This is a genomic window from Falsiroseomonas algicola (assembly GCF_011040385.1).
In the GTDB taxonomy this organism is placed as follows: Bacteria; Pseudomonadota; Alphaproteobacteria; order Acetobacterales; family Acetobacteraceae; genus Falsiroseomonas; species Falsiroseomonas algicola.
Map to the genome: position 1 here is coordinate 203,667 of NZ_JAAIKB010000002.1, position 12,975 is coordinate 216,641.

The window sequence follows — 12,975 nt, forward strand, 5'->3', positions numbered from 1 at the left end:
CGTGGCAGGGAGGCTAGCGCGGTCCCGGCCCGCTTGGGAACCGCCCAGTTACCGGGATTCCGTCACCCATTTGAGGATATGCCGCGCCACCAGGCAGCGCGTCCCATCGGCCTTCACCACCTCGCAGGCCGCCTCGCTGCGGCCGCGCGCCGGGTCGATGCTTTCCACGCTGTAATGCGCCGTCAGCACATCCCCCACGAAGACCGGCGCCAGGAAGCGGACGCGGTCATAGCCGAGCGAGACGGGCACGCCCTCCGCCCCGCCCGCGATGGCGCGGTGCGCGATCCGCGACGCGGTGGAGGACAACAGCCCCAGCACCAGCGCCCCATGCGCGATCCGCTGGCCATAGGCGGTGCGGGCGGCATAGGCCTCATCCACATGCAGCGGGTCGTGGTCGCCGGTGATCTCGGCGGTCAGCAGCAGGTCGCGCTCCGTCACCGGTTTGGTGAAGCTCTCCGTGGCGCCCGCCTCGATGCCGAGGATCACAGCGCCGCCAGCCTTGGGTTCACTTGCTTGCCGGGCTTCGCCGCGATCTCCGCCTTCAGCCCCATGCGCCCTGCCGCGAAAAGCCGTGCATCCATCGCCCGCAGGTCGGTCGCGACGCTGGGCCGGAATCCCATCCGCCCCGCGATGTCCTCCACCGCCAGCCCCGGTGCGATCTCGACCAGCTCCGGCCCCGCATCCCCCAGCCGGAACACCGCGCATTCCGTCACGTACAGCACGGGCTGCCCGCGCGCGCGCGCATAGGCGCCGGAGAAGGTGATCTGCTCCACCTGCGCCACCGCCTTGGGCTTGCCGCCGGCGGTCAGCGTGCCGCCGAACACCACGCGCTTCGCATTCTGGCTGATGTTGATGAAGCCGCCAGGCCCGATCAGCTTGTCCCCGAAGCGGGAGACATTGACGTTTCCCGCCGCATCGAATTCCGCGAAGGAGAGGAACGCCAGGTCCAGCCCCCCGCCATCGTAGAAGTCGAACTGGTAGGGCTGGTCGAGCTGCGCGTCCGGGTTCATCGCCGCCCCCGCATCCCCGCCGCTCGCCGGCGCGCCGCCGACATTGCCCTGTTCGTTGGTCAGGCAGATGGCGTCCAGGCACCCTTCCTCCGCCGCCACATTCGCGATGCCGGTGAAGATGCCGGAGCCGAGGTTGCAGATGGCGCGCGGGAACAATTCCAGCGCCCCCCGTCGCGCCACCACCTTTCTCGAATCCTGCTTCAGGACCGGGATGTCATCCAGCGGGATGCGCAGCTCCCCCGAATAGGCGGTGGAATAGGGCACCAGGAAGGTCTGCTCCTGCGCCGGCTCCACCACCACCAGATCCACCAGGATGCCCGGGATCTTCACCATCTTCGGATGCAGCGTGCCGCGCGCCGCCATGCGCTTCACCTGCACCACCACGATGCCGCCGCAGCGCTTCGTCGCCTGCGCCTCGCTCAGCATCTCGAGCGTCACCGCCTCCTGCTCCATGGAGACGTTGCCATCCTCATCCGCCGTCGTGCCGCGCAGGAAGGCGATGTCGATGTGGTAGGGCTTGTAGAACAGCATCTCCTCGCCCCGCACCACCTCCAGCGTCACCAGATCCTCCGTCGCGGAGGCGCTCTGCCGCCCGCCCTGCAGGCGCGGATCGACGAAGGTGTGCAGCCCGGTCTTGGTGAACAGCCCCATCCGCCCCGCCGCCATCTCCCGCATCAATTGCGACAGCGCCCCCTGCGGCAGGGACCAGGCCTCGATCTCATCGTTGAGCGCCATGCGCCCGACCGGCGGGCTGTTGACGAAGCTGCCCGCGATGTTGCGCCGCAGCAGCCCCTTCTGCGCCAGGTGCCCTAGGCCGCGACTGCCGCCATCGCCCACCCCCACCGGATGCAGCGCCGTGATGCCACGCGGCAGCCCCTCATCCCGGAAGCGCTGGCCGAGCGCCGCCAGCAGCGCATCCGGCACCGCATGCCCGCCGCCCGACCCGCCGATCAGCAGCGTGTCGCCATCCCGCACCAGCGAAGCCGCCTGCGCCGCCGAGACCCTGCGCATCCCGCCCATTCCCTCCGAGTGATTTGCCGCTAAAGCACTATCGGTTCACACTGAATCAGTGTGAACCGATTTCGTGCTTTAGAAACAACAGCTTCTACAGCACGAGATCTGTCCATTCGGACAGATCGTGCTGTAGGCTATCCCGCGACAACGGGGATGGAAACGGATGGACGGGCAGGTCCTGCTGCATCGGGAAGGGGTGGTCGCGCGCCTGACGCTGGATCGCCCCGCCAAGCACAACGCCATCACCAATGCGATGGCGGAGCAGCTGGCCGACCACGCCCGCACGATCAACGCGGACGGCACGATCCGCGCCGTGCTGCTGGAAGGCGCCGGCCCGCGCGCCTTCTGCGCCGGCATGGACCTCAAGGCCATCGAGGCCTTTCGGACCGCCTGGGATTTCCGCCACCGCCCGGACTATCCCGGCGCCGTGCGGTCCATCCGCAAGCCCGTCGTCGCAGCGCTGAAGGGCTGGGCGCTGGGTGGCGGCTTCGAACTGGCCTTGGCCGCCGATATCCGCCTGGCCGCCCCCTCCACCCGCATCGGCTTCCCCGAGGTCACGCGCGGCTGGGTCGGCGGCGGCGGCGCCTCCCAATTGCTGCCGCGCCTGATCGGGACCGGCCAGGCCATGCGCCTGCTGCTGACCGGCGACACGATCGAGGCCGAGGAGGCCCATCGTCTCCGCCTCGTCGAACAACTCGTCCCTGAGGACGCGCTGACCGACACCGCGCTCGCCCTCTGCCGGAAGCTGGCGGGCTTCTCCCCCGTCGCCGTGCAGGCGGTGAAGGCCGCGGTGCGCCAGTCGATGGAGGCGCCGCTTTCCGCCGGCCTTGCCTATGAGAACGAGATGAATGTGCTCTGCCTGGCGGCATTGCGCGAAGGGAGCACGCCATGATCCGCGTCGGTTTGATCGGCCTCGGCATGGCCGCGCAGCCGCACATGCTGGCGCTGCGCGACCTGGAGGCCGAGGGCCGGCTTCGCCTCGCCGGCGGCTTCTCCCCCAGCGCCGAGCGCCGCGCGGCCTTCGCCACGCGCTGGTCCGTGCCGGTCTTCGACAGCCTGGATGCGGTGATCGCCGCCAGCGACCTGCTGCTGGTGCTGACACCCCCGGGCGCGCATCTCCCCATGGTCCAGGCCGCCGCCGCCGCCGGGCGCCATGTGCTGGTGGAGAAGCCGCTGGAGATCACCGCGGAGCGCGCCCAGCGCCTGCTCGACGCCGCTGCCGGCATCACGCTGGCGGTGGTGTTCCAGCACCGCTTCCGCCCCGCCTCGCTCCGCCTGAAGCAGGCCATCGACTCCGGCGCGCTCGGAAAGCTCCTCTCCTGCTCCGCCTCCATCCGCTGGTGGCGCGATGCCGCCTATTTCGCCCAGCCCGGCCGCGGCATGAAGGCGCGCGACGGCGGCGGCGTGCTGCTGACGCAGTCCATCCACACCCTCGACCTGCTGCTGCACCTCGCCGGCCCCGTGGACCGCTTGGCGGCGCTGGCCGTCACCAGCCCGCTGCGGTCCATCGATACGGAGGACATCGCCGCCGCGACCCTCCGCTTCGCCTCTGGCGCCATCGGCGTGCTGGATGCCACCACGGTCGCGGAGCCCGGCTTCCCCGAACGCATCGAGATCGCCGGCACCGGCGGCAGTGCCGTCCTCGTCGCCGAACGCCTCGAACTCCACCTGAAGGGCCAGCCGGTCGAGATCCTGGACCGCGGCCTCGCCGGCGGCGGTGGCGCGGACCCGATGGCCTTCGACCACGGCCCCCACCGTTCTATGATCGCGGAGGTTCTGGACGCCATCGCGGCAAAACGTCCACCCAGCAACAGCGGCGCCTCCGGTCTTTCCGTCCAGCGGACGATCGAGGCCATCCTGCGCAGCGCGCGAGAGGGAAGTTTCGTCACGCTCTAGTCACCGTCTTGAAGCCTGCGCAGGGCTGGTTCAACGTGGCCGCGATGGACAGACCGGCCCTCGAACTCATCGGCCTGCGGACCGAATTCCGCATCGCCGGCCAGTGGCACCCCGCCGTGCGGGACCTGTCCCTGACGCTCGCGCGGAACGAGACGCTGGCCCTGGTCGGCGAGAGCGGCTGCGGCAAGTCGGTCACCGCGCTGTCCGTCATGGGGCTGGTGCAGCCGCCCTATGGCCGCGTCGCCGCCGGGCGCATCGTGCTGGATGGGCAGGACATCGCGGGGCTCAGCGAGAAGCAGCTGGAAGCCATCCGCGGCAACCGCATGGCGATGATCTTCCAGGAGCCGATGACCAGCCTGAACCCGGTCATGACCGTCGGCGACCAGGTGGCGGAGGCGCTGCGCCTGCATCGCGGCCTGGACCGCAAGGCCGCCCTCGCCCGTGCGCGGGAGCTGTTCGAGGAGGTGAAGATCCCCTCCGCCGCCACGCGCCTCTCGGAATACCCGCACCAGTTCTCCGGCGGCATGCGCCAGCGCGTGATGATCGCCATCGCGCTCGCTTGCGAGCCCGCCGTGCTGCTGGCGGATGAGCCGACCACCGCGCTCGACGTCACCATCCAGGCGCAGGTGCTCGGCCTGCTCGCCGATCTCCGCGCGAAATACGGCATGGCGGTGGTCTTCATCACCCACAACCTCGGCGTCGTCGCGCAGATCGCGGACCGCGTGGCCGTCATGTATGCCGGGGAGATCGTGGAGCAGGGCCCGGTCGAGGCCATCTTCGCCAGCCCCCAGCATCCCTATACGCGGGCGCTGTTCTCCGCGATCCCGCGCCTCGATGCCGCGGGCCAGGCGCTCTCGGCCATCCCGGGCCGTGTGCCACCGCTGGATGCCATGCCGCCGGGCTGCCGCTTCGCCGCGCGCTGCCCGCAGCGCCGCGCGGGCTGCGAGCAGGAACAGGTCCTCGCCGAGACCGCACCCGGCCACGCCGCCCGCTGCCACGTCGCCACAGGAAAGGTCTTCGCCAGTGCTTGATCCTGTCGGGCGGGTCGTCCTCATCACCGGCGCCACCCGCGGTATCGGGCGGGAGATCCTGCGCCGCCTGCATGGCTCCGGCTGGCTCGTCTCCGCCGGCATCCGGGGCAGCGCCAGCAAGCTCGCCGCCGGGCCGGACCTCATGCTCCACCCCTGGGATGCGGAGCAGGAGGGCGCCTCGGAAGCCTGGGTCGCCGCCGCCATGGCCCGCTTCGGCCGCATCGACGCCGTGGTGAACGCCGCCGGCATCAACCCCATGGGCCGGCTGCTGGATGAGGACGAGGCGCCCATCGACCAGCAATGGCGGGTGAATGTGAAGGGGCCGATGCGCCTGATCCGCGCCGCCTGGCCGCATCTCGTCGCCGGCGGGCAGGGCAGGGTGGTCAACCTCGCCTCCCTCTCCGGCAAGCGCGTCGCCAATGAGAATCTGGGCTACGCCATGAGCAAATTCGCCGTGGTGGCCCTGACGCAGGAGGTGAGGCGCCTCGGCTGGGAACACGGCATCCGCGCCACCGCGGTCTGCCCCGGCTTCGTCGCCACCGACATGACCGCCCGCGCCAAGTGGCCCCGCGAAGCCATGAGCCGGCCGGAGGATGTGGCCGTGCTGGTGGAGACGGTGCTGCGCCTGCCCAATTCCGCGACGGTCGGAGAGATCAAGGTTAATTGCCGTTTCGAGGCGCTGGCATGACCGTCACGCGCCTGGTGGACCAGGACCGGCCGGCCATCGCCTTCACCGTGGACGGCGCCGAAATCGTGGCCAAACAAGGCGATACGCTGCTGACGGCGATGCTGGCAGGCGGCCTGACCCATGTCCGCACCAGCGAATTCGGGGATGGCGGCCGGGCCGGCTTCTGCTGGATGGGCGCCTGCCAGGATTGCTGGGTTCTCGTGGAGGGCTCTGGAATCCGGCGTTCCTGCACCACATTGGCGGAACCTGGAATGAGGGTGATCCGTCGATGAAGACTGTGGTGGTGGTTGGTGCCGGCCCCGCTGGCATCCGCGCGGTTGAACAACTGGTCCGGGCGGGGCTTCGCCCGATCTGGATCGAGGAAAGCCCCGATGGGGGCGGCCGCATCACCCAGCGCCCGCCCGCCGGGTTCAAGCGGGACGCCGCCAGCCTCTACGGCGCCGATTCCGGCCGCGCGAAGCGCCTGCACGCCACGCTCGATGCCATGAAGCCCCGCACGGATTGGCGGCCCGACACGCTGGTCTGGAACATCCGGCCGGAAGCCCGCACCCTGCAGACCCTGACGGGCGGCAGCCAGCAGGGCGAGATCGCCTATGACGCCCTCATCCTCTGCACCGGTGCGGTGGACCGCGTAGTGCCCATGCCCGGCTGGACCATGCCCGGCGTCACCACCCTCGGCGGCGCGCAGGTCGCCCTCAAGGCGCAGGGGGTGGGCATCGGCATGTCCCCCGTGCTTGTCGGCAGCGGCCCGCTGCTGATCCTGACGGCCCTGCAATACATCAAGGCCGGCGCCAAGCCCGCCTTGGTGCTGGACACCACCCCCTTCCTGCAGAAGGCCTGGGAGACCTCCGGCCTGCTCTGGAACGCGCCCACCTTCCTGCGCGGCGTGCTGATGGACCTCCGCCTGCGCCTGTCCGGCGTGCCCTATGCCGAGGACGCGACGCCCATCGCGATCGAAGGCGACACCGCCGTCACCGCGCTGCGCTGGCGCGACAGCGGATGGCGCGAACACGTCACCCCCTGCGACGCCGTGGCCCTGGGCTGGGGCCTCAAGCCGGAAAGCCAGCTGGCCGACCTGGCCGGTGTGCCCTTCGACTACGACACGAAGCAGCAGAACTGGGTGCCCCGCCGCGATGCCGCCGGCCGCACCCCCGTGCCGGGCGTCTTCCTGGCCGGCGACGGCGCCGGGATCGGCGGCGCGGAGGTCGCGGAACTCGCCGGCGCCCGCGCGGCGCTGGCCCTGCTGGCGGATGCCCACCTGCCGTCCGACGCCGCGCTCACCAACCACCTCGACGGGCGCCTGCGGACGGAAGCCCGCTTCCGCGCCGCGCTCGACCGCGCCTTCCCCTATCCCGCCAAGCTCGCGGCCAAGATGGCCGACGAGGTCTCGGTCTGCCGCTGCGAGGTGATCAGCGCCGGCGAACTCCGCGCCGCGGCGGCCGCCGAGGCGCCGGAGATGAACCGCGCCAAGGCCTTCTCCCGCGTCGGCATGGGCCGCTGCCAGGGCCGCCTCTGCGGCCCGCCGGCCGCCGCCGTCCTGGCCGATGCGCTGGGCGTGAAGGTCGATGAGGTCGGCCGCCTGCGCGGCCAGCCCCCCGTGAAACCCATACCCGTTCAGTAGGCCGGATGCAGCAGGACGCCGAGGTCATCATCATCGGGGGCGGCGGGGCAGGGACCTCGGCCGCCCTGCACCTGGCGCTCCGCGGCGTCCCGACCATCTTGCTGGAACGCGGCCTGGTCGGCAGCCAGGCCACGGGATCGAATTACGGCGGCGTCCGCCAGCAGGGCCGCCACCCCGCCGGCCTGCCGCTCGCCATCAAGTCCCGCGCCATCTGGGCGCGGCTGCCCGAACTGACCGGGACCGACGCCGAATTCGACCCCTGCGGCCACCTCAAGCTCGCCCGCAGCGAGGCCGAGGAACAATCCCTGCTGGACTGGAACGCCAAGGCCGCCGAATTCGGCCTGCGCCCTCGCATGATCGGCCGCAACGCCATCCGCGACCAGCACCCCTATTTCAGCGACACGGTCATCGCCGGCAGCCTGATGGAGGAGGATGGCAGCGCCAATCCCCGCCTGCTGGCCCCGGCCCTGGCCCGCGCCGCCAAGGCGGCCGGCGCCTCCATCCGCGAGCATCACGCCGTCACGGCCATGGCGCATGACGGCGCGCTGTTCCACGTGACGGCCAATGGCCAGCAATTCCGCGCCCCCTGGCTGCTGAACTGCGCCGGCTTCTGGGGCGGCCAGGTCGCGGCGAGCTTCGGGGAGCCCGTGCCGGTGGAGGCGCTGCACCCCAACATGCTGGTGACGGAGCCGCTGCCCTACTTCCTCCGCAACAGCCTGGGCGTCGTCGGCGGCGACCTCTACCTCCGCCAGATTCCCCGCGGCAACGTCATCTTCGGCGGCGGCCATGGGGAGGGCGACGAGACGGCGCTGCGCGTCCGCCCCACGCCGCAGGCCGCCTTTGGCGCGATGCAGCGCGCCATCGCCGTGCTGCCCGCGCTGCGCGATGCCATGATCATCCGGTCCTGGTCCGGCACCGATGGGCAGATGCCCGACAGGTTTCCGGTCATCGGCGCGTCGCATACGACGCCGGGCCTGTTGCATGCCTTCGGCCTTTGCGGCGAAGGTTTCCAGACCGGGCCCGGCATCGGCGCCGTGCTGTCGGAACTGGTGATGGATGGCCGCACCGACGTGCCGCTGGACGCCTTCGACATCGGGCGCTTCCAGGTGCAGTCTGTAGCGGCCTGAATAATCCGGCCCCGAAGGGGCCATCGACTGGGACGGGGAAGGCGAAAGCAATGCGAGGATTGAAGGCGGCGCTGCTCGGCAGCGTCATGGCGCTGGCGGCGGTCATCGGCACGGTGCCGAAGGAAGCCCAGGCGCAAGGCCAGACGCTGCGCGTCGGCATGGCGGCGCAGGATGTCGGGCGGCTCGACCCGCATTTCGCCGTCTCCACCATCGACCGCGTGGTCGTGGCCTGGATGTTCAACGGCCTGGTTCGCTTCAAGCCCGGCTCCATCGATCCCTCCGAGATCGAGCCCGACCTGGCGGAGCGCTGGGAGAGCAGCGCGGACGGCAAGACCTGGACCTTCCATCTCCGCCGCGGCGTGCAGTTCCATGGCGGCTTCGGGGAGCTGACGGCCGAGGACGTGGTCTTCAGCCTGCGCAAATCCGGCACCGCCGCAAGCTCCGCCTTCGCCGCCGACTTCCGCGCCTTCGAGAACATCGAGGCGGTGGACAGCCACACCGTCCGCATCACGCTGCGGGAGAACGTCCCGAGCCTGCTCGGCATCCTGACGAACTATTCCGGCGGCTACATCGTCAGCCGCCGCGCGGTGCAGGAACGCGGCGACGCCTTCGCCCGCAACCCGATCGGCACCGGCCCCTTCGCGCTGGACCGCGTGACGCCGAACCAGTCCGCCGAGCTGGTGGCGCATGCGCAGTATTTCCGCGGGGCGCCGCAGCTTGCCCGCATCTCCTACCGCTTCATCCCCTCCGACGCCTCCCGCGACCTCGCCTACCAGAACCGCGAGCTGGACGTGAATTACGGCCGCGCGGACCAGACCTGGCTGAACCGCACGCGGCAGATTCCGAACACCGTCGTCGATGTCTTCGAGCCCGGTGAGCTGGCGATCCTCAACCTCAACACCCGCCAGCCCCCCTTCAACGACATCCGCGTGCGCCGCGCCCTCGCCCATGCCGTCAACCGGCCGGAGCTGGTCCGCTTCCGCGGCCAGGACGTGACGCGGGAAGCGCAGAGCCTGGTGCCGCGCGGCTATCTCGGCTTCTCCAACGCCACGCCGCTGCTGCCCTTTGACAGCAACCGCGCCCGCGCGCTGCTGGCGGAGGCCGGGCATCCCAACGGCCTGACGATCCGTGTCATCCACACCCAGCTGCCCGAGATGCTGACCATGATGCAGGTGGTGCAGCAGCAGCTGCGCCGCTCCGGCATCACGCTCGATCTGCAGGTGGTGGAGCACGCGACCTGGCACCAGCAGATCCGCCAGGACCTCTCGCCGCTGGTCTACTACTCCGCCGCGCGCTTCCCGGTGGCGGACATCTACCTGACGCAGTTCTACCACGGCCGTTCGCGCGTGCAGACGCCGACGGCGGTGACGAACTTCTCCCATTGCGACCAGGCCGACAGCCAGATCGACGCGGCGCGGGTCTCCACGAACCTCGAGGAGCAGCGCCGCCTCTGGGCCGAGGCGCAGAAGATCCTGATCGAGAATGTCTGCGGCGTGCCGCTGCTGGAGACCCTGCTGGTCTTCGCCCGCCGCGACAACGTGGACTATGGCTATGAGCTGAAGGGCAGCATGTCCCTCGGCCCGCTCATCACCGAAGCGACCCGCATCCGGTGATCATGGTGCACCGCGCGCCCCTGCGCCCGACGCGCCTCGACTCCCTCTCCCCCGGACGGGGGGAGAGGGGTGGGGTGAGGGGGGCTGCGCAGTCCGCGGTGCATCCCACCTCATGATCGGCTTCATCCTCCGCCGTCTCCTCGCCGCCATCCCGACGCTGATCGCGGTGCTGACGCTCGTCTTCGTCATCGTCCGCATCGTCCCGGGCGACCCCGCCCTCGTCATCCTCGGCGACCAGGCGACGCCGGAGGCGATCGCGGCACTCCGCACCCGCCTCGGCCTCGACGCACCGCTCTGGTCGCAATACCTGAGCTTCATCGGCAACGCGCTGATGGGCGATTTCGGCAACTCCATGGTGACCAACCGCCCGATCATGGCGGAGGTCGCGTCCGTTCTGCCCCACACCATCGACCTGACCGTGGCGGCGATGATCTTCGGCATCATCGTCGGCGTGCCCGTCGGCATCTGGGCCGCGCTGCACCGCAACGGCATCATCGATGTCGGCGCGCGCATCCTCTCCCTGATCGGACTCTCCTTCCCCGTCTTCGTCTCCGGCATTTTTCTGCTGCTGGCCTTCGCGCTGCACTGGCGGATCTTTCCCGTCATCGGGTCAGCCAATCTCGAAGACTACGGCGACCGGCTACACAAGCTGATCCTGCCGGCCATCACGCTCGGCCTCGTCATGGCCGCCTACATCACGCGGGTGACGCGCAGCGCCATGCTGCAATCACTCGGGGAAGACTACATCCGCACCGCCCGCGCCAAGGGCGTGCCCTGGCGCCGCGTCGTCTGGGTGCATGGGCTGCGCAACGCCTCCATCCCCATCGTCACCGTCGTCGGCCTCTATGTCGGCATCCTGCTCGGCAATTCCGTGCTGACGGAGATCGTCTTCAACCGTCCCGGCCTCGGCAAGATCATCGTCGGCGCGCTGAACCAGCGGGACTACACGATGCTCCAGGGCCTGATGGTCATCTACTGCTTCCTCATCGTCGTGGTGAACCTCGTCACCGACCTGCTCTACGGAATCCTCGACCCGCGGGTGAAGCAGGCATGAGCGACACGGCAGCCGAACTCGTCGCCCCCGCCGCCATTCCCGCCTGGAAGCGGGCACTCGGCAAGGCGCGCAGCAACCCCACCACCCTGGCCGGCGTGCTGATCTGCCTGGCCATCGTGCTGGCCGCCGTCTTCGCCCCCTGGCTCGCGCCGCATGACCCCGCCGAGCAGGACATCATCAGCCGCCTGCAGCCGCCTTCCGCCGACTACTGGCTCGGCACCGACCAGTTCGGGCGCGACATCCTCTCCCGCCTCATGTGGGGCGCGCAGATCTCGCTCACCGTCTCGCTCGGCGCCATCGCCGCCGCCATGGTCATCGGCGGCGCCATCGGCCTGGTCTCCGGCTATATCGGCGGGAAGTTCGACCTCTTCGTCATGCAGGTGATGGACGTGCTGCTGTCCTTCCCCTCGCTGATCCTCGGCCTCATCGTCGTGGCGCTGCTGGGGCCGGACCTCGTCAACCTCGTCGTCGCCATCGCGCTGACGGCCATCGCCCCCTTCGCCCGCGTCGCCCGCGCGCCCGTGCTCGCGCTGAAGGAACGCGCCTTCGTGGAGGCCGGCCGCGCGCTCGGCTTCAGCCACACCCGCATCCTGTTCCGCCACATCCTGCCGAACATCCTGTCGGAGGTGATGGTGATGGGCACGCTCTGGCTCGCCACCGCCGTGCGCGTCGAAGCGTCCCTCTCCTTCATCGGCCTCGGCGTGAAGCCGCCGACGCCGACCTGGGGCGGCATGACCCGCGACGGCTTCGAGAACATCCTCGACGCCCCCTGGCTCGCCATCTTCCCTGGCATCGCCATCCTGCTGCTGGTGCTCGGCCTCAACATGGTCGGCGACGGCCTCCGGGACGCCACCGACCCCAAGCTGCGGAACGAGTGATGGCGCCGGTCCTCGAGGTCACCAACCTCCGCAAGCACTTCGTCTCGAAGAAGGGCTTCCCGACGCCGAAGACCGTCACGGTCCGCGCGGTGGAGGACATCTCCTTCACCATCAACCCCGGCGAGGCCTTCGGCCTGGTCGGCGAATCCGGCTGCGGCAAATCCACCGCCGCCCGCGCCCTGCTCCGCCTGATCGAGCCCGATGGCGGCAGCGTGCGCTGGAAGGGGGAGGATGTGCTGGCCGCCCGCGGCCCCGCGCTCAAGGCGCTGCGCCGCCGCATGCAGATCGTCTTCCAGGACCCCTATTCCTCGCTCGACCCGCGCCAATCCATCGGCTCCGCCCTGATGGAGCCCATGCAGGTGCACGGCATCGCAACCGGCGCGGAAGCCCGCCGCCGCGCCGGCGCGCTGCTGGAGGAGGTGGGCCTCCCCGCCGCCGCCCTCGACCGCTTCCCGCATGAATTCAGCGGCGGCCAGCGCCAGCGCATCGGCATCGCCCGCGCGCTGACGGTGGAGCCGGAACTCATCGTCGCTGACGAACCCGTCTCCGCCCTCGACGTCTCCGTCCAGGCGCAGGTGCTGCTGCTGCTGAAGGAATTGCGGGAGCGTCGCGGCCTGTCCTTCCTGTTCGTCAGCCACGACCTCAGCGTCATCCGCTGGTTCTGCGACCGCGTCGCCGTGATGTATCTCGGCCGCATCGTGGAGGAGGGGCCCGCCGCGCGCGTCCTCGCGAACCCGCTTCATCCCTACGCCCAGATGCTGCGCGACGCCTCGCCGATCCCGGACCCCTCCCGCCGCGGCGTGCTCCCCCGCATCATCGGGGAGATTCCCTCCGCGGCGAACCCGCCCCCCGGCTGCCCCTTCCACCCCCGCTGCATCCACGCCATGCCGCAATGTTCGCGCGACATGCCCGCCTGGACCAGCGCCGGCCCCGGCCAGGGCGGCGTCGCCTGCCACCTGCATGGCTGATGACGCAACCCTCCCCCGCGCTTGCGGGGGAGGGCAGGGTGGGGGACGGCGCAACCCCCCCGCATTGCCACCCGC

At 70.4% G+C, this 12,975-nt stretch carries 13 protein-coding genes; 11 read left to right on the forward strand and 2 right to left on the reverse strand.

Going from position 1 to position 12,975, the window contains the following annotated elements:
* Positions 1-48: 48 nt before the first annotated feature.
* Positions 49-486, reverse strand: coding sequence for a MaoC/PaaZ C-terminal domain-containing protein (locus G3576_RS06290; protein ID WP_164693502.1), 438 nt, complete (start codon positions 484-486; stop codon positions 49-51).
* Positions 483-2,021, reverse strand: coding sequence for an acyl CoA:acetate/3-ketoacid CoA transferase (locus tag G3576_RS06295; protein WP_164693503.1), 1,539 nt, complete (start codon positions 2,019-2,021; stop codon positions 483-485). Before G3576_RS06295 ends, G3576_RS06290 begins: the two co-directional genes overlap by 4 nt.
* 166 nt (positions 2,022-2,187) lie before the next feature.
* On the opposite strand from G3576_RS06295, the gene G3576_RS06300 reads away from it, so the two are divergent.
* From G3576_RS06300 to G3576_RS06350, 11 genes are all read left to right on the forward strand, one after another.
* Positions 2,188-2,916: an enoyl-CoA hydratase/isomerase family protein gene (locus G3576_RS06300; protein ID WP_164693504.1), complete on the forward strand. Its 729-nt coding sequence runs from the start codon at positions 2,188-2,190 to the stop codon at positions 2,914-2,916.
* Positions 2,913-3,920: a Gfo/Idh/MocA family protein gene (locus G3576_RS06305; RefSeq protein ID WP_164693505.1), complete on the forward strand. Its 1,008-nt coding sequence runs from the start codon at positions 2,913-2,915 to the stop codon at positions 3,918-3,920. Before G3576_RS06300 ends, G3576_RS06305 begins: the two co-directional genes overlap by 4 nt.
* A gap of 44 nt (positions 3,921-3,964) precedes the next feature.
* Positions 3,965-4,951 (forward strand): ABC transporter ATP-binding protein, encoded by a 987-nt coding sequence (locus G3576_RS06310; protein WP_164693506.1) that lies wholly within the window; start codon positions 3,965-3,967, stop codon positions 4,949-4,951.
* Positions 4,944-5,639, forward strand: coding sequence for an SDR family NAD(P)-dependent oxidoreductase (locus G3576_RS06315; protein WP_164693507.1), 696 nt, complete (start codon positions 4,944-4,946; stop codon positions 5,637-5,639). The genes G3576_RS06310 and G3576_RS06315 overlap by 8 nt, the downstream gene beginning before the upstream one ends.
* Positions 5,636-5,911: a (2Fe-2S)-binding protein gene (locus G3576_RS06320; RefSeq protein ID WP_164693508.1), complete on the forward strand. Its 276-nt coding sequence runs from the start codon at positions 5,636-5,638 to the stop codon at positions 5,909-5,911. Before G3576_RS06315 ends, G3576_RS06320 begins: the two co-directional genes overlap by 4 nt.
* Complete coding sequence (locus G3576_RS06325; RefSeq protein ID WP_164693509.1) at positions 5,908-7,260, forward strand: NAD(P)/FAD-dependent oxidoreductase; 1,353 nt, start codon at positions 5,908-5,910, stop codon at positions 7,258-7,260. Before G3576_RS06320 ends, G3576_RS06325 begins: the two co-directional genes overlap by 4 nt.
* Before the next feature lie 5 nt (positions 7,261-7,265).
* Positions 7,266-8,387, forward strand: a complete 1,122-nt coding sequence (locus G3576_RS06330) for an NAD(P)/FAD-dependent oxidoreductase (RefSeq protein WP_164693510.1) — start codon at positions 7,266-7,268, stop codon at positions 8,385-8,387.
* A gap of 50 nt (positions 8,388-8,437) precedes the next feature.
* Entirely contained in the window at positions 8,438-10,000 is a 1,563-nt protein-coding gene (locus G3576_RS06335; RefSeq protein WP_164693511.1) for an ABC transporter substrate-binding protein, read from the forward strand.
* A gap of 112 nt (positions 10,001-10,112) precedes the next feature.
* Complete coding sequence (locus tag G3576_RS06340; RefSeq protein WP_164693512.1) at positions 10,113-11,054, forward strand: ABC transporter permease; 942 nt, start codon at positions 10,113-10,115, stop codon at positions 11,052-11,054.
* Positions 11,051-11,932, forward strand: a complete 882-nt coding sequence (locus G3576_RS06345) for an ABC transporter permease (RefSeq protein ID WP_164693513.1) — start codon at positions 11,051-11,053, stop codon at positions 11,930-11,932. Before G3576_RS06340 ends, G3576_RS06345 begins: the two co-directional genes overlap by 4 nt.
* Complete coding sequence (locus G3576_RS06350; protein WP_164693514.1) at positions 11,932-12,900, forward strand: ABC transporter ATP-binding protein; 969 nt, start codon at positions 11,932-11,934, stop codon at positions 12,898-12,900. Before G3576_RS06345 ends, G3576_RS06350 begins: the two co-directional genes overlap by 1 nt.
* Positions 12,901-12,975 lie beyond the last annotated feature (75 nt).